Below are 21,915 nucleotides of genomic sequence, written 5' to 3'. Positions count from 1 at the left end.
ACAGCGGCCAATGGTATTCCTATTTTTTATTAAACAAGGCGGTTACTTTATCCCAGAAGCCTGTTTTTTCGGCTGGTATTTCCGGTGCTGGCACTTCCTGCTTTTCAATGGCCTCTGTCATCATGACAAACTGAACGCTCGCTACGTTTTGATTCTGGCCGGATACAAAGGAGACTGGCTTGAAGTTCTTTCCTGCAAGCTTATCCACTGCCGAATCGATTTGATCATTGATTTCGGCGTCGATATTCTGTGTTTTATCCGAAAAGGCCTGGGTTCCATCCTTCATATTGTCGGCGCCGGATTTCAAATTCTGGGTTCCCTGCGCCAGCAGTGAACTGCCTGACGACAGGCTTCCAACCCCTTCCGACAAAGTCTTCGCCCCAGCGGACAACTGCCTGGCCGCACTCGAAAGCTGCGCTCCGCCTTCTTCTGCTTTTTGGTTTGCCTCGGACAGCTGCGCACTGCCGTCCTGTAAGTCGCCGGCGCCTTTTTCAAGCTCCTGGCCTCTGGCCGCAAGGGTTTTGGCTGCTGTGGACAGGCTTCTGCCGCCACTGGTCAGACCATCTGCCCCCTCTGTGAGTTTCTGGCCGCTGCCGCTGTTCTGAAAAGCCTCTGCGCCGGACGTTATCTGCCCAACACCGGAAGCCAGTGCCGGGAGCGAGGTGTCCGCCTCGCGTTTTAAAGCGGACAGGCCATCAGCCTGGGCGGTTATTCCCGCGTTCAGGCTGCTGGCGCCTGTTGAGAGGCCACCGACTGCTTCGTGCAGACCTGCCAGCCCTTCCAGCCCAGAGACATCTGGAATCCCGCCCGCGCTCTGGCCGATTCCCTCTCCAACTGAAAGCAGCTCCTGGCTGTCCGCATCGATGGCTTTAAGGCTGGCCTCCAACGCTGACCACTCCTCTTCGGTCAGAGCCTTATGGGAGTCCGGATCATTTTTCAGCTTTTCAGTCAGGCTGCCGACAGCCGAATTGGCAGCCTCAATATCCTGTGAACACGTACTGATCCGTGCTCCGGCAGCCGTCATCTGGCTTTTCAACTGGTCTGTTTGCTCACTCACACCGCTGAGATTCCCAAGGTCCCGGGTCTGTTCATACAAGTCTGCCAGTCCACTGCTCAATGCCTGGCTTCCTGCGGCCAGCTGACTGAGATGTTCCTCATCTGCTGCCTGGGCAATGCCCTTCCGGAGGCTTTCGAGGCTTCCAGGCACCTGCTTCAGGCCGGCAATACTGCCTGCCAGCTGATCGGCCGCGTTCACATAGATTTTTGTGCCCTCCGCCAGATTTTCGGCGTTTTGGATGTAAACACCGGTGGCCTGGCTCAAGGTTCTGGCGCCATCCACATAACCGCTGACACCTCCGAAAAGCGCGCTGGCTCCAGACGATAAACCGGCTGTCTTTTTATTTAAAAGCGCCAGACCACTCACCAGCTCAACCGTCTTTTCACTGAGCAATGCGGCGGAGGTTTCAAAGCTCCGGGCCCCTTCTGCGAGAGCGGCCGCGCTGCTGTCCAGCGTATCTGCGCCCTGGGTCAGTGCATAGGCGCCCTCCTGCATGTCCCCTGCGCCTGCGTCAAGGGCAGCGGCGGCCTCTTTGATTTCGGCTGTCTTTTTATCCAGCTCACTCATATCAATCATACCCTTGTCCGCATCAAAGCTCATGGGAATGCCTTTAAAGGTGATGCCCTCCATCTCAAAATCCACAACATCTGTCTGAATCACGATTTCCTTTTCCTGTCCTGCCATCATATTATAAAGCAGCTGTTGGTCGCGTCCCACGTTGGCAGCAGCCGCCCCTTCTGCCTGAATATTTTTACAGTTTTCGTTCAGGTTAACGCTGGCCTGGAGGAGATAATTGTCGAAAAAGGCCGGATCCATTTTCTGGTTCTGCCGGACGCTGATCGTAATGACCAGATGTCCGCTTTTTCCTGCCAGATCCTCGGGCAGTGTATTCTTTCCGTCCAAACTGTAGCTCAGGTTGATAACCCAGGGTGTATCGGTTGTTTTCATGGTGCCCTGGTAATAGAATTTATCTTCGGCTGCCTGCACCTGGTAAGCTGTTCCATCTTCCTCAATGGGCGCCTGGGAACTCAGGTTCCGGGTATCCTGGTAATCGCCATAGTCGGTGATGGTGCCCGCGCTTTCTACCTCAAAGGCATTCACCACATAGATGCGTTCCACACTGCCGTTTTTATTCAAATTGACATAAACATTTTCATCTTTTTTTGCCGTTGCTGGCGCAGCCAGGGCTGCCGGCATGCTGGCGTAAATCATTAAAAGAGCCAGCACAACCGCCAGGGCCCTTGACCCTTTCCTGTTTCTAATGTTCATAAGCTGCTTTCCTTTCAAATTTATCGTTTTTTTTATAAAATCTTGCTTTCCAGGTTGTTTTCTCAATGACGCCGTCACAGACACTCAAAATAGCGGGTAATACGAAAATGACCAGTGTCATAGAGATCAGCGCCCCGCGGCCGATTAAAACGCCCAGCTGGCTGAGAACAGCGTTGGTCGATATCCTGCCAAGCAGGCACCCGGCAATGGTCATAATGGAGGCTGAGGTCATAATGGACACGGTTGTGCTCTGGATGGTTAAGCGCAGCGCCTCCTTCTTGGGCAGCAGGCAACGGTTTTCCAGAAACCGGTCTGTAAAGAGAATGCCATAATCAATGGTGGCACCAAGCTGTACCGAGCTGGTGATCAGATAAGCGATGTAGTTCAGTTCCTCACCTCTGAAGTAAGGGACCGCCAGATTCAGCCAAATCGATCCTTCTATCACCAGTGTCAGAATAAAGGGCAGGCTCAGTGATTTAAAATTAAAGATCAGAATCAGTAACACAAAGCCTACCGCCACGCCGTTAACCAATATATTGTCATGCACAATGGTGTTCCGGAGATCCTCGGCGTTTGGCAAATCTCCTGCGATCAGCGCACCATCCCCATAGTAATCCGCCGCAATACTGCGCACAGCATCCACTTTTTCAAATGCGCCGGGATCGGTTTCCACAATATCCATATTGACAACAAACCGGCTGTAATGCTCTGAATAAAGCTTTGAGATTTCGCCCTCCGGCGCAAATTCCGGCGGAATAACATCACTCACAGTATTCACATAAGAGACGACTGAAGTCACATTTTCTGCCTGTAGGATCGCATCATTCATTTGCTTTTCTCTGGTAATATCTCCTGCAGGCACCATGAGCACAAGAGGACTTGACTTGCCGTAGGTTTCCTCAATGGCGGTCATATCCCTTCCCATCTGCGTCGCTGCACTGCTGTAAATCTTGGAGGCTCCATAGATAAACTGGTTGTTCTGGCTGGCAAAAAACGCGGGCACCACCAGTAGGCAGAACAGAATAAGAAAGGGCGCTCTGAGTTTGAGTGCAAAGCGGCTGAACCCTTCAAACCCCGGTATAAAGGGCCTGTGATGGGTTTTATCAATGAGCTTATAGGTGCAGATGGCCGCAGCGGGTAATAAAACCAGCACAGCGATCAGGCTGAACAGAATGGCCTTTGCCATGACCCAGCCCATATCCGGTCCAATCTTAAACTGCATGAGAATCAGAGCCGCGAAGCCTGTCACTGTGGTCAGGCCGCTGGATAAAATTGATGCTGTGGATTTTTTGACAGCCAGAACCATCGCCGCTGACACATCGTGCCCTTCGGAGCGGAACTCTGAAAAGCGGTGAAGCAGAAAAATGGAGTAATCCATCGAAACGGCCAGCTGTAAAACAGCTCCTGCCGCGTTGGTCACAAAGGATATTTCACCAAACATCAGGTTGGTGCCACGGTTGATCAGAATGGCAACACCAATACTGAACATAAACAGCAGCGGCTCAAACCATGAGCTGGTTGTCAGAAAAAGAATGGCTAAAATCAGCGGAATGACAAAGAGCATGATGGTCGATATCTCCTTTGACGTGATAACCGGAGCCAGAGCGTTTACCACTGCGCTGCCTGTCATTGCGTTGTCCTCACCGATGATCTCCCGCACCGCGTTCACTGCTTCTGTTTCCTTTTCATCTTTTACAGTAACGCTGTACAGGGCCGTGCCGTCCTTGTACCAGTCATCTGTAACTGACTGGTCAATGGTCTCAAGAGGCGCATAGACATTGGCTGCATCGTCCAGCCATTCAACCGCCTCTACTCCCTCCACCGCTGCCAGTCTGGCTTTATAGTCAAGGGCCTCTGACACACTGTCTGTCTTCACCATCACACGCATATTTGGAATGGCCTGGTTATACTCCTGACTCATGGTGTCCAGCGCAGCAGTGGAGGGGGCTCCATCGGGCAGGTAATCCATAATGTCATAATTGACCCCGACCAGATTGTTTAACAGCATACAGACAATGGATGCCAAAACAAATAAGACCACCACTGTTTTTCGATGCTTTACAATGAAACCCGCAAATCGGTCCATAAATTAACTCCTTTCCATTATTAAACACTTGTTGATTTATTAACTTCTGTAAATTATAATAAAAGAAAAGAGAAAACACAATAAACAATGTTTTGAAAAGCTGACGATTAATCAACACTCTGCGCAATTGTGTTGAATTTTTCATAAATTTTACGCACAAAAAAACAAAAGAAGGAGTAGCCTAAAATGACTTCAGAAAAAACAGACCGGCGTGTCCGAAAAACCAGAAAGCTTTTGATTGAAGGTTTAACACAGCTGTTAAAAGAAAAAAGCATTAATGAAATTTCTGTAAGGGAACTGTCTGACCTTGTAGATATTAACCGCGGAACCTTTTACCTGCATTATAAGGATATTTTCGACATGCTCACCCAGATCGAGAACGACCTGTTTAAGGAGCTGGACACGCTCTTTTCCAGCCACTCTGTAAAAGAATTAAAATCCTCGCCTCTGCCCATTTGCAAGGACATCTTCCGTTTTGCCCAGACGAACAGTGAGCTGTTCCAGATTTTCCTGGGCCCCAACGGCGACAGCGCTTTTGTCAATCGCACCAAGGAACTGGTGCGCCAGCATTGTTATCATAACTGGCAGATGATTTTCAGCCCCTGTGATACCTCGAGGTTCGCCTATTTTTATTCCTTTATCATCTCAGGGTGGATTGGCCTGCTCTCAGATTGGCTTGACACGGGCATGCAGGAGTCTATTGATGAAATGGCCCATATCGCTGAGCAGATTGTTTTCAGCGGGATTGATTTTATAAAATGTGAAAAAGCCTGATTCCAATAAACAAAAAACCAGGCAGTGACTGCCTGGTTTTTATCCTATTTGTGCATTCTCTCTCCCGGCTCAGCAGGCAAAACCGCCGTCGTGGGTCTCCTTGGCCTTGTATAAAGCCTTGTCCGCTGCCTTTGAGAGCCCGATATAGGTATCGCCGTGTCTGGCGATGACCGCGCCGCCCGACAGGGTAATGGGCGGGATATTCATTTTTTTGGCTTCACGCGCGATGGTGTCGTTAATATCCTCCACAATCCGTCTGGCGACGGCGTAATCCGCTGTGTCGGTCACGAAGATAGCGAACTCGTCGCCGTGCAGACGTGAGGCAAGATCCACCACCCGGATACGGCCGATGATCATCTGGGCTGAGAGCTTTATGACCTCATCGCCCATATTGTGGCCATAATGATCATTCACCTCTTTAAAGTGGTCGCCGTCCATCATGATTAAAATGCCGCTTTCATCCGAGTCCATATTGTCCAGCGTTCTGGCTATTTCCTTCCGGAAGGAGCGGTCATTCATCATGCCTGTCAGCTCATCGATAGCCGCGGCCTTCTTGGCAGCCGACAGGGCAATCTCAAGCCGGCGCTGGGTCTGGCCCAGCTCGATATAGGCATTTTTAAGCTCGCGGTTTTTCTGCTCCTTGCTGACCCGCCCCAGCACATAGATCAGCAGGATTTCAACGATCAGCAGGGGAACCAGCCAGACCTCAAGCGTGCCCTTCAGCATTGACAGCACCGGGACAAGCACCAGGGCACTGTATCCGTCCACCCTGTCCAGATAGGCGTAATAACGGTTGCCGCTCAGCTTCACAGTAACAGCCTTCTGCTCTGTATCCATCACTCTGGACAGGCCGCTGTCGATGCTGTGCCTGAAGCTGTAAAAGGCAGCAGCCGACTGGATTTTTTCCTCAGCCTTGGCCAGCCCGGCCTCATCGGTGGTGTCAAGGGCTTCCTTTTCTCTCTGGGCCAAAGACACTGCCTGGGCGGTATCCTCCAGGCTCGACCTGAGGTTTCCACCCAGATAATCGGTATTGGTGCTCCCGATAACCGTGCCATTCTGATCAAAAATCATGATCTGCTCGTCATCATATTGAAGCGTGGACGAGACGAGTTTTTGGATATCCCCCATTTTAATATCATAGGCAAATACGGTTTCGCCGTCTGGCTGCAGCTGTGAGATGGTCGTCAGAATATAATGGTTGGCATAGCTCATATAGGGCGGCGTAAAGACGATCTCACCCTTTCCTGCCACTGCGTCCTTGTACCAGGGGCGCTCTGTGGCCACATAGCCTGTCTCCTCGTAAGCCGAGTAGGGCTTATCCCAGCTGTAGAGATACCGGCCCTGGTAGTACATATACAGGCCATCAAAAGTTTCCCCCTCAATGGCCAGCAGGGGCGCGTCAATACTTTTCAGATAATCCCACAAAATATCCGGGTTCGGGTTGTTCTGGATCTCCCGCCCCATCATCTGCGCAAAGAGCTTAAAGGACTGCTCATAGCTGTCCATGACCTCATCAAACCCGTCTCCGATCTCCTCTGCATGGGCCGTCAGCCGCCGGTTAACCGAAACGGACTCCCACATCGTGATAAGCGACAGGGCTAAAAGGTTAATCACTAAAAACGTTACCACAAAAATGACTGCTTTTTTATTTCTGCGTTTTTCTTCCCCCATTGTTACCTCTCCTCAAATACCCTGGCGGGCACCTTGTTCCATATATATTTATATTATATATGAAATCATACCATTCAACAATAGGTTGCATTTCTAAACGTAAATTTTTTATGCTTAAATTTCCATTGCAAAAGAACCCGTATCGCGGCGATACGGGTTGAAAAGAGCGATAAAAATTGGACTCATTTAAGGAGCATCTATCTTTAACATGGACTTTTTCTTCTTTATATTCAAATGGCCCAGTCCTCGCTTTGCTGTTGGAGCTCGACCATATGGCGGTACAGGCCGCCCTGTTCCATGAGGGCTTCCGGCGTTCCCTGCTGTGCGACCCGGCCATTTTCCAGTACGACAACTTTGTCAGCCCCGGCCACGGTGCGCATGCGGTGGGCAATGATCAATACGGTTTTATTTTTTACCAGGCTGGAGATGGCCCGCTGGATCTGGGACTCATTTTCGACATCCAGCGAGGCGGTGGCCTCATCCAGGAGGATGACCGGCGCATCCTTGAGCAGTGCCCGGGCAATGGAGATGCGCTGGCGCTCTCCGCCAGAAAGAAAAGATCCGTTCTCACCGATTTTGGTCTGATAGCCGTCGGGCATCTTCATGACGAAAGCGTCGCACCGAGCGGCATGTGCCGCGGCCAGTACTTCTTCGTCGGTGGCGTTCCTCCGTCCAATACGGATATTTTCGAGTATGGTATTGTTAAAGAGTACCACATCCTGAAAAACAATGGAAAAATTTTTCAGCAGCGTTTCAGGCTCTACAGTGCTGATGTCTGTACTGCCCACGGTAATCCGCCCTTTCTGAATATCCCAGAAACGGGCGGCCAGCTTGGCCGCGGTGCTCTTACCTCCGCCAGAGGGACCCACCAGAGCGGTTACCTGTCCCTGGCAGGCTGTGAAAGAGACATCCTCGAGCACGGTTTCCCCGCTGTTATAGGCAAAGCCTACCTGATCAAAAGCAATGTCGTAGCCCTGGTAGTCTGCCTGCTCGCTGCCCTCCTGGACTGGCTGTTCCTCGATCTCCTTCATGCGTTCCACGGTGAGCATGGTCGCGTAGATGGCCGCCAGGTTAATCAGCGCGCCGGATAAGGGGTCGAAGACACGGGTCGCGGCGATCAAAAACACCAAGAAGGTCAGAAAATCGGTCTGGCCGCTGACCAGAAGCACTGATCCCACAAGCACCACGGTGGCAATGCCCACACGCAGGAGCATCTGGGAGGTTACCACGAACATGGCTGTGTTGAGCTCGGCCCTGATCTGGATTTTCTCATTTCTGCCCAGCAGGTCGTCAATCTTTTTCAGATAACGGCCGCTCTGGTTGTTGGCTTTGATCTCCCTTACGGTTTCAATACATTCCTGTATGCTGTCGGCGCAGTCCAGCTTTACCTTGTTGTGCTGCCGGCCCACCTTGTTCTGCTGTGCCCGGCTCAGCGCCATGATGAGAAGCACCACAGGCAGCACCCACAAAAGTGCCAGCGCCATACGCCAGTCCATGACAAACAGCCCGATGCCAGCCAAAATGATCGATGCTACTGCCCCGATGAATTCCGGGATATAATGGGAGAAGGCCGTCTCCATCGCAGCGCAGTCGGCCATGATGGTGGTGGTTAAGTCGGACAGGTCACGCTTTCCGAAAAAGGATAACGGCAAGCGCCGCAGCTTTTCTGCCAGCCGGATACGCATGTTCGTACTCTCGGCGTAGGAGGCCAGAAAGGTCTTGTTGTACTGTATGTACTCAAAGATAAAGATCAGGGCCAGGATAATTACCGAGCCGCCAATATAAAACCACAGATTGGGCGCCGGGGCATCCCCCCCGATGAGGGGCGAAACCAGCTCTGTCGCGACCAGGTATAAAAGGCCAATGGGTAGCATGAGGATCACATCGGTCAGGGTACAGGCAAAAACCGCCTTGACCAGATCCTTTGCGCCCTGCTCGCTCAGGGCAAACTTTTTCTGAAAATAAGCAGTCATCAGGCCGCCTCCTTTCCGGTTATTTTCCAGGCCTCTGTGCTCTGATATTCCTTCCACATGGCTGCATAGGTGCCGCCTTTTTCCAGCAGCGCTTCATGGGTTCCCTGCTCTGTTACCCGGCCATTCTCCATGACCAAAATGCAGTCGGCATGCCGGACGGTGGTCAGCCTATGGGCGATCATCAGAACGGTTTTCCCTTTTGTCAGTTCCTCGAAGGCTTTCTGGATCTGGTATTCGTTCTCTGGGTCCGCAAAAGCGGTGGCCTCGTCCAGAAGCACGATGGGGGCATCTTTCAGAATGGCCCGCGCCAAGGCGATCCGCTGAGCTTCACCGCCGGACAGGTAAACGCCTTTGGTGCCCACAACAGTATCGATACCCTGGGGCAACTTTTCAAAAATATCCTCACATCTGGCGGCACGGGCGGCTGCCAGCACAGCCTCTGCTGGCGCGTCTGGACGGGCGCTGCGGATATTCTCGAGCAGGCTGGCCTTCTGGAGCCTTGTATTCTGGAATACAAAGGAAACCTGATCCATGAGGTCGGTGGTAGCGATCTGGCGAACATCCACACCGCCGACGCAGACACGTCCCTCCTGCACATCCCAGAAACGGGGAATCAAACTGGCCGCCGTTGTCTTGCCGCCGCCGGAGGGGCCGACCAGGGCCACAGTGGCGCCTTCTGGAATTTCAAAGCTGACGCCGTCGATGGCTGGAGTATCGCTTCCTGAATAGGTGAAACGCACCTGGTCAAACACGATGCCCGCCCCCTCTGGCCTGACAGGCACTGCCGGTTCTTCAAGAGGCTTTTCTAGGAGTATCGTTTCGATACGCCTTGCCGCGTCGCGGGCCATCAGAGCGTTTTCCCCCGAGAACATGATCCTTGTCATCATGACCGTAACGACTGGTGTAAACAGGATATAGAAAATAAAATTCAGCAAAAAGGTTTTGTAGTCCACCGCACTGGCAATCAGCAGAATACCTGCCGGGATCAGAAAGGCGAAAACGCCGTTGACCGACACGGTAAAGCCGCACATGGGCAGGCGGCATTTAAGGGTGTAATCCACTACCCAGGAGTTATAGCGTCTGATAGCCGCGTGAAAATTCTTAAAGGAATAAACGCTCTGCTGGAAGGTCTTGACCACTGGAATCCCCCGAACATACTCCACAGCCTCTGAGTTCATGTCCTCAAGGGCGTTCTGGTACTGCTGCATGGATGTGTTCACGCTGGTCCCCATCATCCGTGACAGGATGATAAAGCCAATGATCATGGGCACCAGACTCACCAGGCCCAGCCGCCAGTCAAAGATGAGCAAAATAGCCAGCATGGCAAAGGGTGTCACAATGGCCCCCGCCAAATCGGGTAGCATGTGGGCCAGAAAGGCCTCGGTCTGCCCTGCGCTCTCGTCTATGATACGGCGGAGCCTGCCGCTGCTGTTCTGGTTAAAATAGCCCAGCGGCAGCCTGACAATGTGGTGCAGCGCCTCGCTGCGCATATTGCGCGCTGTTCTGAAAGCTGCCAGGTGCGAACACATCAGGGCTGCAAAATAGACAATGATTCCTGCCAGGGCAAAAGCCACGGCCAGCCAGCCATAGCAGCTCAGATTCTGGGCCTGCCCCACGTTGGGCAGCAACGCGAAAATTTCCCTCACCACCTGCCAGATGCAGATAAAGGGCATGAGGATCAGAACCGCGCTGATCCCGGATAAAATACAGGCACAGACGGACAGGGCTTTATACTTTCCCGCGTACGAAAACAGCCCCCGCCGGGCCTCTTTTTGTGGTTGCATCATATCACCTCTGTTTCTCTTTTTAGTTAGCTATCTCTAACTACAAAAACAGTTTACTCCTAACCCCTTTATGTCTCTACCCCGGGCAGGCGGAATGCTCCAAACCGCCAATTATTTTTTCGGTACTCGAGAGGCGGGACTCCCAATTGTTTTCTGAAAGCGTCAGCGAACTTGCTGGGGTTTTCATATCCCACACTGTTGGCGATCTCCAGAACACTCTTATCAGTTTCTCTGAGCATCCGGGCGCCCACGTGCAGGCGGTACTCCCTGCGCCAGGTATTGATGGGCTTTCCATACACAGCCCGGAAACAGTTTTTCATGGTGGTCATGCCAATGTCAAAGCGCTTCGATAACGCCTCGAGGGTAATGTTCTGATCCAGGTTTTGGGTGAGTACATCGTGTATCTGCTCCACCACACAGGCCTGACGGGCCGAAAGATACCGGCGCCGGTCCCTGCCGCTTTCAAAGGGGGTAATGCTCAGAAAAAGCAGCAGCTCCAGCACCTTGATCCTGAAATAGCCCTTTTGTACCCGCGGGTCTACATGGTAGAGCTCGTCAAAGATGTGCTCGATCTCTTTGGTGGACCGCAGCACAAAGCATCCCTCATTACCTGAGAGCTTCTGTCTCAGCCTGTCCAAGTCGATTTCGATGCCCTCCAGCACACAGGAAAGGTGCTCCTGGGCATGGGCGATGTCGATGAGAATTTCGATGCCGTTATAATAGCCGAGGGGGAAGCGGGAAGCTTCACAGGGAAAATCCCAACCTGTGATGGCTAAATCCCCCTCGCTGAGATAGGCAAAATGGTTCTTTCCAAAACAGCATTCATAGCGGCCCTTGCGGCAGTGGTTAATTTCGAGAAAATTGGAGCCAGGCCGATTGCCGGGCTCACTGCACCGGAAGGCCTGAAAATCATTGTAATAAAGCTCCACCCCGTCAAAAACCGGATAGCAGACCATGATCCCATCGCCGTCGCCGCAGTTCATGCGGTAAATGGTTTTTTCAGCGTCCCGCTGGAGAACCTCAATATAATTGCAGTATGGCTGTTCGCACTCAATCTTCATTGTTTCACCCGCCTTCAGTTATGCTAGACTAACTTTATTTGCATACATTATAGCATTCAGATGCTTTTATGGCAAGTTTATAAAAAAACTTCGTTCCAATCTCAAAAACAGCAAAAAACCAGACAGAAGCTGTCTGGTTTTTTATTCGCTTACACCGTCTCCCACATCCCGTATCGCGGCGATACGGGTTCTCTATTTTTAAAACGAACACCTTGAAGGAAGGTGAGGCTTCAAAATTTCTTTCTGCTCTTTGGTGATTTCCGGAGCCTGATACTCATTAATTCGGTTCTCGATCTCCCTTTTTACCTTTAACCGGATATCTGTTTTCTCTGGACTGATATCCTGGGAAACGCCGTATTTGCTGAAAATTTTAGTTAAATAATGGTCTTTTCTGTAGGCGGATGGCGTTTTGCCCTGGAGAAAAGTATTTTTTTCCTGGGCTTCTGTCAAGCTCCTCATCAGCTTGGGGTCCAGTTTTAAGTTTACGCCCTTAAGAGCCCGGTTGACGTTGCGCATCATTTCCTCGTCGAGAATAAGCTTCTCAAAGCTGCCGCAGTACCAGGCCGACATCAGTCCAGGATAGCACCAGACCTCGTTAATTTCAGACGCGTAGTATGGCATCAGTGTTGTCAGCATGCTTTCTGCCCCTGCCTGATAATCCACTTTTGCGGAATCGGACAGCGCGCCGCAGATTGTACAGCCGATCTGCATATACTTCGCGAACTCATAGAGCATTCCTTCAATATAGACACATTCCACGGTTCCATAGGCTGGCTGAATGCTGCGCATATCCGTCGCGCCTGAGCAGGAGCAGATGGAAACATCAATTCCCGGAGAAAGCAGCTGAGCATAAACGATCCCGGCCAGAGAGATGGAAATATCGTGAATCACCAGTCCCAGCAGGCTCGCAGGCCCGGTCAGCCCAGTCAGGCTGTAGGGACAGAGGATGATATTCTGCTTTTCCTCGATGGCCGCGGTTAAATTATCAAGGCATTCCCAGTCATAGGCAAGGGGGGACATAGGACAGATGGACTGCCCCATTACAGGCTCATCCCACACATCGTAAAACTCACGGATGAGCCGGATGGATTTACGCGCGCTCTGATATAGATTTCCGTCCTTTGAGTTCTGCGCTGTTGCCCTTATTCCAACGGAAGGCCATTTATCGCTGTAGCGAAGGAGCATGGCAATCTGGCCAACATACAGATCCTCTGCGTCGCTGTCCACAGGATCAATGACACAGGGACTTGCACATTCATAAAGGTCTGAGGTTTGGGTGAGCTGATACATTTTCACCACATCGTCAACTGTACCGCTTCGGTATGTACCGGTCTCATCATCCAGAATGGTGGGCACCATACCAAAGGGAGAGGTCGCTGTGATCCTTTTGGGTCCCTGATTTTCATAATCATATTTGGGAAGACTCTCCAGACACCTTTCCAGGAGCGCCTTTGGAATAAAGGCCTTGCTGCCTTCGATTTTCGCACCGTTTTTCCCAAGAAGCTCCAGGGCTTTTTCGGTTCCAAAGGTAATGCCGATTTGTTCTAAAATTTCGATAACCTTCTCATATATTGTTTCTAAATCCTTTTTTTTAAGAATATGGCTCATTTTTAACTCCTTATAAATATTCACCAATGTATTTTCGGGAGCGCTCCCTGCCATAAGCTGTCATGACATAGGTCGATTCCAAAAAGCCATCTGAACGTTCTGTTGTATGTGTAATCTCCACAAGACCAGTCCCCTTAAGTGACATCAGCTGAGCGTCAATCTCCTTTTCGCTGCATTGTTTTTCACCTTTGTAGTAAGGTAAAATCCGCTCATAAACCTGCTGTGGATTCAGCCCTTCCGGATTTTCCATAATCTGCTTGATAATATTAAAGCGCATGGGCATTGTTTCTGCCATTTTCATTTCCTCCTAACGGATATCTCTTAACGAGAGCAGCTCTGACGGCTTCCCGACAACCATGACTGCCCCTGAGAGTAAAACAATAATTCCAATAATAAAGGTCGCTGTGATGGCGCTTCCAAGAAAAACAACCGACAGGACAGCGGAAACCAGCGTATAGATAATATTCAGCGACATCCCTCTCGAAGCGCCGCAGACATTGTTGCACTTATAATAGTAAAAGTATCCGATACCTGCGCCAAATCCCGCGATGGCGATAAACACAAAGGCCATGGTCGGCAACGTGGAAAATAACAGTCCAAAGGCCTTCAGGTTAACACCGCTGGCAACAAAAGGCAGTACAAACAAAAACATGGTTCCCGATGCAAACTGGCGGATACCGAGCGCAATTTCAGGATCAACAAAATCCATTCCCGCACAGGAGATAATGCCCTCCAGCGACCATCCGACAGAGGCTAACACTGCGCAGGCGATTCCCAGATAAAAGTTCGGGTAGGTATCCCCAGAGGGCGGCGCCCAGCTGACCGTAATGGCTCCTGCCACACACAGCAGAATACCGCACCAGCCGCGGCCCGAAATTTTTTCCTTTAAAAATATCCGGGATAATACTGCTCCGATGGCTGGAAATGTGGCACTGATAGCCACAGGATATACCGGTCCTGCAAAGTAAACACCAAGTGTAAAACCAGCCATTGCGATCAGACCTCCGAAAAAAGAGGCCAGCAGAATAAAACGCCCCGGTTTGGTTTTTACGGACCGGATGTACTCTCTTCCTTTCCCGTTTTTCAGATTCGGAATTAACACCCATATTCCAGATGAAAAGTCCTGAAGACACCCCACGATCATCGGTATCGCGCATAAACCTAAAACAGCGCCGCTGCTCAAAGGCTCGGTTCCCATACCAAGCGTTTGAAACATTGGACTGATGCCGTACAAAAGTCCACCCATGAGTCCCCAGAGCAACCCCTTTTTTGCCATGGAAAGATTTTTTTGATACAGTTTTTCCTTAACGTCCATTTTTCTCCTCCTACTATTTTGAAAAGCGCCTTTCTTTTTAATTGATATTATCGTGATAATATCAATTAAGCAATCTAATATTATCATGATAATATTAGATTGTCAATAAAAAAGAAAATCCTTAAAAAACAGATTCCTTTCTTTTATTGGATGCCCTCACCTCTGCAAAATCCGATGGTACATATGCCCTCACTTCTGCAAACAGCTTTCCATATTCATCATAATATTCTTCACAGACCCTCAACAGCGCTTCGTCCGAAAAAATTTCCAGAGCATCGCACACCGCCTCATCACCAAAGGATACGTCCAGCGTCATTTTTTTTGTTTCAGCAAGGGACAAGATATCTTCGGTATGCCGTTTGTAATAACCGCGCGTCTTTTCCGTATTTTTTTCACCGGGCAGAGTGTGCCTGAAAACAATCCGGATTTGCTCAAGCGCGATCCACTCATCGTCATCGTTGGCGTAACGCTTGGTCATCTCAAATTCATTGACGCCCTTTCTTCCGCCGAAATCTGCCGACAAAATTTCCTCATCAGAAATATAGGTGTTCAGCACGTTTGACAGACTGTAGCTTAAATGGTATATTCCGCGCTCCGCTGCTTTTACGAAATACCCTATTCTCGGTCTGGATTCAATATAATTTTCCTCAATAAGGTTGGAGAGCGCCTTACGCAGGGTCACCTTGCTGACATTATACTGTTCGCAAAGACTGTTCTCGCTTTCCAGCTTATAGCCTTCCGGATAGATCCCCCGCTCAATTTTCTTTTTAAGATCGTTCTGTACGCCTTTATAAAGTTTTGCTTCCATTACCTGCTCCATTCTGCGACAAGTTTTACATACTTTGCATTATAAAAGGTTTCGCAATAACCTACAACGCCAAGCTCGACATCCGTTAAAAGCTGGGACACCGTCAGTATTCCGCTGCCTTCGTCGATCCCAAGCTGGCCGGCCGTTTCTTTCTGAGCCCTCTGAGGTGTTATCTTCAAATCAATCTGAACTGAATAAGGCGAGATGCGGTCTGCCAGAATCTCAACGAAATCTCTGGCCTCCAGCTCCTTCTCAATCAGCGGAAAGCCTGGATAGTAAGGGATATACTTAATGTCATAGCCAATGGGCTGCTGCTTTTCATAAAGCACCCGCCTTATCCTGAGCACACGCGTATTGGGATGAATCTTCAAGATATAAACCAGTTCCTTCGTCGATTCAACCACATCGACATCCACAATGTGTATCTGATCAATATCAGTGGTCTCAAAGCCGACTTCGTTGAATGTAAGGATATAATCGCTGCCATTTGTTTTCCTTACAAAATGCCCCTTTCCCTGGACCAGATAAACCAAGCCGTCGCGCACCAGCATTTCCAGTGATTTTCTTACAGTCAGACGGCTGACATTGTAGGCTTCGCACAGAGCCGCCTCTGAGGGAATAGGGTCATTAGGCTTCAAAAGCTCCAGGTTGATCTTTTCCTTTAAATCATTTGCAATTTTTTCATAAATCGGTATATCCATTATCTGTAACCATTCTCCGCCCATTCGAGGCAGTACTCCAGTCCTCTTCCTGAATTTTTGACATAGGCGTCCGCGAAAGCCTCCGGACTTTCCTGTTCCTTTTGCATCAGGCCTCCACCCACAATAATTTTCAGGCCATCACGCAGTCCGGCGTCATGGATCATCTTGAGGGTTTTTTTGACCTCTGCCGTGGCCGTAGTCAGCAGGCCGCTGAAGCCTAAAATCTGCGGGCGGGCCTCCCTGATTTTTTCAACAAAAACCTCGGGCAGGACATCCACGCCCAAATCAATGACATTAAAGCCATTGACACAGGCCAGGCCAATAAAAATATCCTTTCCGATATCATGCAGATCGCCGTGGATGGTTCCGATCAGGATGGTTCCCCGGCTGCCGGGAGCTTCCTTCTGATCAGCCACGCTGCGTTTATCAAGCTTCATAACCTCTTTAAAAATGATGCCGGCCATGATCAGGTCGCCGATAAAGTATTCCTCTTTTTCAAACAGCTCGCCCACATTGTCCATTCCCTGCTGAAGATACTCCGCAATATCGCTCATGCTTATCCCCGCATTAAGGGCTTTTTCCACCAGGCGCAGTGTCTTTTTTTCATTCAGGTCTGTCACACTTTTTATGATGTTTGTTTTAATTTTTTCTCTGGAAATGTCTGTATTCATTTTAAATCACCTTTACGCCTAGTATAACTGATTGTCCTTAAAAATACAACTCTGAACACCATGCCGCCGCTATCCGTCAGGGCCGTGACATTTTTCAAAAAATAAAAAAAGCCAGACCTGCAGTCTGACAAATCTACATTTAAACTTCAAAGTGGTGCCCAGAGGCGGAATCGAACCACCGACACGAGGATTTTCAGTCCTCTGCTCTACCGACTGAGCTATCTGGGCTTATGTTTTACTGAGCTTGTTTTTTAAAAGGAAACTGGTGGGCCCTCAGGGACTTGAACCCTGGACCTGCCGGTTATGAGCCGGATGCTCTGACCAACTGAGCTAAAGGCCCGTATAATCGTTCAGATAAAAAAATGGTCGAGGTGAGAGGATTCGAACCTCCGGCCCCATGGTCCCAAACCATGTGCGCTACCAAACTGCGCTACACCTCGAAACAGAACTCTTATATTATATTATCTTTAACTCTTAATGTCAAGCACTTTTTAAAATTTTATTTTTTAAAACCGTGCTGCCTGCGGCTGTCTCACTTGACGACTTGCTTATTCTAGCACAATTCTTAAGCCTTCGTCAAGCATTTTCTAACAAAAATTTAAAATAAAAAATCCAACCCGTATCGCGGCGATACGGGTCGGAAAAATCTACAGCGATGTCCGTTTTAAATCCAGCAGCTTATGCTTAACAAGCCAACGTTCGGTTTTATTGATGGCAGCCTTGAGCAGCAGCATAATGGGATAAATGAGGAACAGCATCGGCAGCAATACCAGCACCACCTGCCAGTTAGTGGGGTAGAACGGTATTACCGCGAAAAAGGTCGGGAAGAACAGCACTGCGCCCACATAAGCGATGGTCATAGCCCAGAACAGGATGGTCCGTTTAACATCGAGGGGCTGGCAGACACCATAAAGGATGATGAGCCCGGTGACACCGGTCAGCAGGCAGGCCATGGTGGACAGCTCATTAACGCTGAAATCCAGTATATTCCCAATAATCATAACCACGACAATATTTACCACAATGGTCAGCGCGCCCGGAAGAGCTTTTCTGAGCACTGTCTCCAGAAAATTGCCGGAGAGCCGGTTTTTGTTGGGCTCAAGAGCCAGGAAGAAGGACGGAACCCCTATGGTTACTGTGCTGATAAGCGTGAGCTGGATCGGAATAAATGGGTACGCCTCGCTGGCCACAATCACAATGACCGCTAACAGAAAGGAATAGATGGTCTTGACCAGGAACAGCGATGCCGCGCGGCTGATGTTGTTGATGACGCGCCGGCCTTCCATGAGCACCTTGGTCAGGCTGGAGAAATTGGAATCCAGCAGAACCAGCTGGGAGACCTGGCGGGCAGCGTCGCTCCCTGCGGCCATGGCAATGCTGCAATCCGCATCGCGCAGAGCCAGCACATCGTTAACGCCGTCGCCGGTCATGGCCACGGTATGCCCCGCGGCCTTTAATGCATTGACAAGCACACGCTTCTGCCCTGGGGTAACCCGCCCGAAAACCGTATATTTGAGGGCGGCCTCTGCCACTGCCTCATCCGTCTCGAGGGTGGTGGCATCCACACAGTTTTTAGCGTCCATCAGGCCTGCCCGGCAGGCTACCTCAGACACGGTGAGGGGGTTATCCCCAGAGATTACCTTGATAGCAACCCCCTGCCCTGCAAAATACTCCAGAGTTTTTTTGGCTTCCTTCCGGATTTTGTCCCCGAGCAACAGGAATGCAATGACCTGCACATCACCGGGCAGGCCGCTGTCTCCTGTAAAAGGACTGTCGGAATGGACAAGTACCAGCACGCGGTTTCCCTCCGCGGCATAGCCCTCAACCTTGTCGCGGTAGGTATTGTAGCCGTCTTTCAGCACAAATTCCGGGGCGCCGATAACATAAGTTCCCTGTTCCTCAAAGCTGACGCCGCTCCACTTGCGGGCCGAGGAAAAGGGGACGGTCTTCACTGCCCGCCATTTGGGGGCCTCTCCGTTAAAGCTGTCCTTCAGGGCCTGAAAGGTGGAGTTATCGTCAGTCAGGGTCCCCACCATGGCGCGCAGGGCCTTGGCCGGGTCCTTGGCGTTATTGACCAGGTCGATGGATTTGACCTCCATGCTCCCCTCGGTGATGGTGCCGGTTTTATCCAGACAGAGCACATCGACACGGGCCAGCGTCTCGATGCAGTACAGCTCCTGAACCAGGGTCTTGTAATGCCCGAGGCGGATAACGCCCACTGCCAGGGCCACACTCGTCAGAAGCACAAGCCCCTCGGGAATCATACCGATCAGGGCGGCCACAGTGGTAACGATGGCATGGTTGATTCCCAGGTTCAGGCCGAAAATCTGCCGCAGCAGGAGCAGCACACCGATGGGCACAATGGTGATACCGATAATTTTCATGATCAGGTTTAGCGCCCGCATGATTTCAGAATTGGGCTTGCGCATCTGCTTGGCCTGGGCGGCAATTTTGGTGGCGTAATTGTCCGCGCCCACCTTATCCACTTGCACATAGGCCTGCCCGGCCACCACAAAGCTGCCGGACAGAAGGGTATCGCCTTCCTTTTTGACAATGGCGTCGGATTCACCTGTCAGCAGGGATTCATTGACCTCAATTTCACCGCTCAGCACTGTTGAATCCGATGGAATCTGTTTTCCGGAGCTCAGGATAAGAATATCCCCGAGGACGATCTCCTCCACTGTGATCTCTTTCTCCTTCCCCTCCCGCAGCACCCGGACATGGGGCTGGGAAATGAGCGAGAGCTTGTCAATTGTGCGCTTCGCCTTGACCTCCTGGATAATGCCAATGACGGTATTGATGATCACAATATTGATAAACAGCGCATTTTTATAGGACCCAACCGCAATCACAAGAACCGCCAGCACAATATTGAGTAAATTAAAAAGGGTCAGCGTATTGTCCTTTACGATCTGGCCCACGGTTTTTGTCTGGGATTCAGGCTGCTGATTATTGAGACCCTTTTCTCGAAGCTCAGCTACCTGCTGTTCGGTGAGACCGGTAGCTGACGATGGGTTAAAGGCGTTCATTTCCATTGCGAACCTCTCTTGTTTTGTATTAGGTTAATAGTAACACCTTTTTCTTAAAAGAAAGACAGTTTATAGGGCGTCAGGGCAAATAAAAAACCGCTGAGCCTGACTTGCAGGCTGAGCGGTATTTTATTATTGTAGTTTTTCCCGGACGATCTGATTAACCAATTTTCCGTCGGCCAGTCCTTTGACCTTCGGCATTAACGCGCCCATAATTTTGCCCATGTCCTTTGCACTTTCAGCTCCGGTTTCTTTAATGGTTTCGTCAACAATCGCTTCAATTTCTTCTTGAGTTAATTGTTTAGGAAGGTAAGCTTCGATGACACGCATCTCTGCTTCTGTTTGCGCGATTAAATCATCTCGTTCGGCTTTTTTAAATTCGTCTAAGGCATCCCGACGCTGTTTCATTTGCTTGGCGATGATTTCCTGAATCTCAGCATCGCCCAGCTCAACTTTATTGTCCTTTTCGACCTGCAGAATCGCGGCGCGAATCATCGTTACCGTTGATTTCTTAACCGTATCCTTGGCCTTCATGGAAGCCTTTAAGTCAGCCAGCAGTTGTTCCTTTAATGCCAACTAATGCCACATCCTATCTTTTTTTCATTTTTCTTTTTCTGGCAGCTTCTGATTTTCTTTTTCTTTTTACACTTGGTTTTTCATAGTGTTCTCTTTTGCGAATCTCAGACATAACACCTGCCATTGCAGTTTTTCTTTTAAATCTGCGTAATGCGCTTTCAAGTGTTTCATTTTCTTTGATTTTTACTTCAGACATTCTTAACCCCCCCCTCTAATCCATAACTTTATTTACGGAACTTTTTTTGACATGGTATGAGCTAACTTATATTATATTTAAAAACTTTTTAATTGTCAATCCAAAAGTGGGGATTCATCGGGGTTTTTTGTATCTATTTTTTCATAAGAAAAAACCTGGCGCCCTTATGGTGTTAAAAAGCTTTTATAAAAGCCTTTCAATGTCCTTTTCCAGCGCTGCAGGCTCTACCATCGGCTCATAGCGGGCAACCACATTGCCGTCGCGGTCGACAAGAAACTTGGTAAAATTCCATTTGATATCGCTTTTCTGCGCGTAATCCGGGTCGTCCTTGGACAGGCGCTCGTCAAAGGCCTTGCCCTTTTCGGTGTTTAAGTCAAACCCTCTGAAGCCCTGTTGTTCCTTAAGAAAAACAAAAAGCGGTTCGGCGTTGTCGCCGTTCACATCAATCTTTGCCATCATCGGGAAGGATACGCCGTAGGTAAGGCGGCAGAAGTTTTCGATCTCTTCATTGCTGCCCGGGTCCTGGTTGGCGAACTGGGTGCAGGGGAAGCCCAGGATCATGAGGCCCTGGTCCTTATACTTTTCATAAAGGGCTTCGAGGCCGTCAAACTGCGGGGTAAAGCCGCACTTGCTGGCGGTATTGACCACTAACAGCACCTTACCCTCATAATCCTTGAGGGCCTGCTTTCCGCCGTCCATTTTTTCAACACGAAAGTCATATATATTTTTCATAAAAAATCACTCCTTTTTATCTGAATATTTCTGATTTACTGTCTATATACCCAAATGCGGGCATAAAAAAAGAGCCTGTCCAAAAAACAAGCTCTGTTAAATCATTTCTGTTATTCATATTCCCCCTCTGTGGCGGCTTAAGAGAATGACCGCAGTGCAAGGCGCAGGCCGAGCCGGTGAGGGAGCTCATTGCATATAAATAACCAGTCTTCGCAGGTCTGCAACGCAGCAATCCGGGCTCTGACGCCAGCCGTATTAACCTGGCGGCCACTGCATGCTTCTGCCGCCCAGCAGGTGGTAGTGCAGATGCGGTACGGTCTGCCCGCCGTCTGCGCCGCAGTTATTCACCAGTCTGAAACCGCTGTCCGCGATTCCCAGTTTAAGTACCAAACGGTTGGCGACAGTATGGATATGGCTGATGATGTCATCCCCCGCCGGTACAGACAAAATGGATTCGTAGTGTTCCTTTGGAATGATAACCACATGCACTGGCGCCTGTGGGTCGATGTCGTTAAAGGCAAGGACATGATCATCTTCATACACAACCGTCGATGGGATTTCGCCGTTTACGATTTTACAAAAGATACAATCTTCAGACATAATC

18 protein-coding genes and 3 tRNA genes are annotated in these 21,915 nt (G+C 49.9%); 1 reads left to right on the top strand and 20 read right to left on the bottom strand.

Annotation, left to right across the window (positions count from 1 at the left end; all coding sequences use genetic code 11):
• Positions 1-19 precede the first annotated feature (19 nt).
• The gene (locus BUC22_RS13805; RefSeq protein ID WP_013379262.1) at positions 20-2,326 is read right to left on the bottom strand and encodes a hypothetical protein; all 2,307 of its coding nucleotides are present in this window, start codon (positions 2,324-2,326) and stop codon (positions 20-22) included.
• On the bottom strand, positions 2,316-4,412 hold the full coding sequence (locus BUC22_RS13800) for an efflux RND transporter permease subunit (protein ID WP_013379261.1): 2,097 nt from the start codon (positions 4,410-4,412) through the stop codon (positions 2,316-2,318). Before BUC22_RS13800 ends, BUC22_RS13805 begins: the two co-directional genes overlap by 11 nt.
• A 186-nt stretch (positions 4,413-4,598) precedes the next feature.
• Here BUC22_RS13800 and BUC22_RS13795 point away from each other — a divergent pair, with 186 nt between their 5' ends.
• The gene (locus BUC22_RS13795; protein ID WP_013379260.1) at positions 4,599-5,186 is read left to right on the top strand and encodes a TetR/AcrR family transcriptional regulator; all 588 of its coding nucleotides are present in this window, start codon (positions 4,599-4,601) and stop codon (positions 5,184-5,186) included.
• 69 nt (positions 5,187-5,255) lie between these two features.
• On the opposite strand, the gene BUC22_RS13790 is transcribed toward BUC22_RS13795, so the two are convergent.
• The 18 genes from BUC22_RS13790 to BUC22_RS13705 form a co-directional block, all read right to left on the bottom strand.
• Entirely contained in the window at positions 5,256-6,857 is a 1,602-nt protein-coding gene (locus BUC22_RS13790) for a sensor domain-containing diguanylate cyclase (protein ID WP_013379259.1), read from the bottom strand.
• Positions 6,858-7,087: 230 nt separating this feature from the next.
• Positions 7,088-8,830, bottom strand: a complete 1,743-nt coding sequence (locus BUC22_RS13785) for an ABC transporter ATP-binding protein (RefSeq protein ID WP_013379258.1) — start codon at positions 8,828-8,830, stop codon at positions 7,088-7,090.
• Positions 8,830-10,617 (bottom strand): ABC transporter ATP-binding protein, encoded by a 1,788-nt coding sequence (locus BUC22_RS13780; RefSeq protein ID WP_013379257.1) that lies wholly within the window; start codon positions 10,615-10,617, stop codon positions 8,830-8,832. Before BUC22_RS13780 ends, BUC22_RS13785 begins: the two co-directional genes overlap by 1 nt.
• Before the next feature lie 65 nt (positions 10,618-10,682).
• Positions 10,683-11,675, bottom strand: a complete 993-nt coding sequence (locus BUC22_RS13775) for a helix-turn-helix domain-containing protein (protein WP_013379256.1) — start codon at positions 11,673-11,675, stop codon at positions 10,683-10,685.
• Positions 11,676-11,873: 198 nt separating this feature from the next.
• Positions 11,874-13,283 (bottom strand): trimethylamine methyltransferase family protein, encoded by a 1,410-nt coding sequence (locus BUC22_RS13770; protein WP_073383101.1) that lies wholly within the window; start codon positions 13,281-13,283, stop codon positions 11,874-11,876.
• A gap of 10 nt (positions 13,284-13,293) precedes the next feature.
• Positions 13,294-13,578: a hypothetical protein gene (locus BUC22_RS13765; protein WP_013379254.1), complete on the bottom strand. Its 285-nt coding sequence runs from the start codon at positions 13,576-13,578 to the stop codon at positions 13,294-13,296.
• Between the two features lie 12 nt (positions 13,579-13,590).
• Positions 13,591-14,598, bottom strand: a complete 1,008-nt coding sequence (locus BUC22_RS13760; RefSeq protein ID WP_013379253.1) for a DMT family transporter — start codon at positions 14,596-14,598, stop codon at positions 13,591-13,593.
• A 121-nt stretch (positions 14,599-14,719) separates the two neighbouring features.
• Positions 14,720-15,406 carry a GntR family transcriptional regulator gene (locus tag BUC22_RS13755; RefSeq protein WP_013379252.1) on the bottom strand — a complete coding sequence of 229 codons (687 nt, stop codon included), beginning with the start codon at positions 15,404-15,406 and terminating at the stop codon, positions 14,720-14,722.
• Positions 15,406-16,131: a GntR family transcriptional regulator gene (locus BUC22_RS13750; protein ID WP_013379251.1), complete on the bottom strand. Its 726-nt coding sequence runs from the start codon at positions 16,129-16,131 to the stop codon at positions 15,406-15,408. Before BUC22_RS13750 ends, BUC22_RS13755 begins: the two co-directional genes overlap by 1 nt.
• The gene (locus BUC22_RS13745) at positions 16,107-16,778 is read right to left on the bottom strand and encodes a cobalamin B12-binding domain-containing protein (RefSeq protein WP_013379250.1); all 672 of its coding nucleotides are present in this window, start codon (positions 16,776-16,778) and stop codon (positions 16,107-16,109) included. Before BUC22_RS13745 ends, BUC22_RS13750 begins: the two co-directional genes overlap by 25 nt.
• Positions 16,779-16,930: 152 nt before the next feature.
• Positions 16,931-17,006, bottom strand: a tRNA-Phe gene (locus BUC22_RS13740).
• 35 nt (positions 17,007-17,041) lie between these two features.
• Positions 17,042-17,118: transfer RNA gene (locus BUC22_RS13735), tRNA-Ile, on the bottom strand.
• A gap of 23 nt (positions 17,119-17,141) precedes the next feature.
• Positions 17,142-17,218 (bottom strand) — tRNA-Pro (locus tag BUC22_RS13730).
• Between the two features lie 207 nt (positions 17,219-17,425).
• Positions 17,426-19,813: a cation-translocating P-type ATPase gene (locus tag BUC22_RS13725; RefSeq protein ID WP_013379249.1), complete on the bottom strand. Its 2,388-nt coding sequence runs from the start codon at positions 19,811-19,813 to the stop codon at positions 17,426-17,428.
• Between the two features lie 126 nt (positions 19,814-19,939).
• Positions 19,940-20,383, bottom strand: coding sequence for a GatB/YqeY domain-containing protein (locus BUC22_RS13720; RefSeq protein WP_013379248.1), 444 nt, complete (start codon positions 20,381-20,383; stop codon positions 19,940-19,942).
• A gap of 13 nt (positions 20,384-20,396) precedes the next feature.
• Entirely contained in the window at positions 20,397-20,579 is a 183-nt protein-coding gene (gene rpsU, locus BUC22_RS13715; protein ID WP_013379247.1) for a 30S ribosomal protein S21, read from the bottom strand.
• Positions 20,580-20,762: 183 nt separating this feature from the next.
• Positions 20,763-21,311, bottom strand: a complete 549-nt coding sequence (locus BUC22_RS13710; RefSeq protein WP_013379246.1) for a glutathione peroxidase — start codon at positions 21,309-21,311, stop codon at positions 20,763-20,765.
• A gap of 255 nt (positions 21,312-21,566) precedes the next feature.
• On the bottom strand, positions 21,567-21,911 hold the full coding sequence (locus tag BUC22_RS13705) for a histidine triad nucleotide-binding protein (protein ID WP_013379244.1): 345 nt from the start codon (positions 21,909-21,911) through the stop codon (positions 21,567-21,569).
• Positions 21,912-21,915 lie beyond the last annotated feature (4 nt).

Source organism: Eubacterium callanderi (genome assembly GCF_900142645.1).
Lineage (GTDB): Bacteria > Bacillota > Clostridia > Eubacteriales > Eubacteriaceae > Eubacterium > Eubacterium callanderi.
The sequence above is the reverse complement of the archived record's forward strand: the minus strand, read 5'-3'. Positions and strand labels throughout refer to the sequence as shown.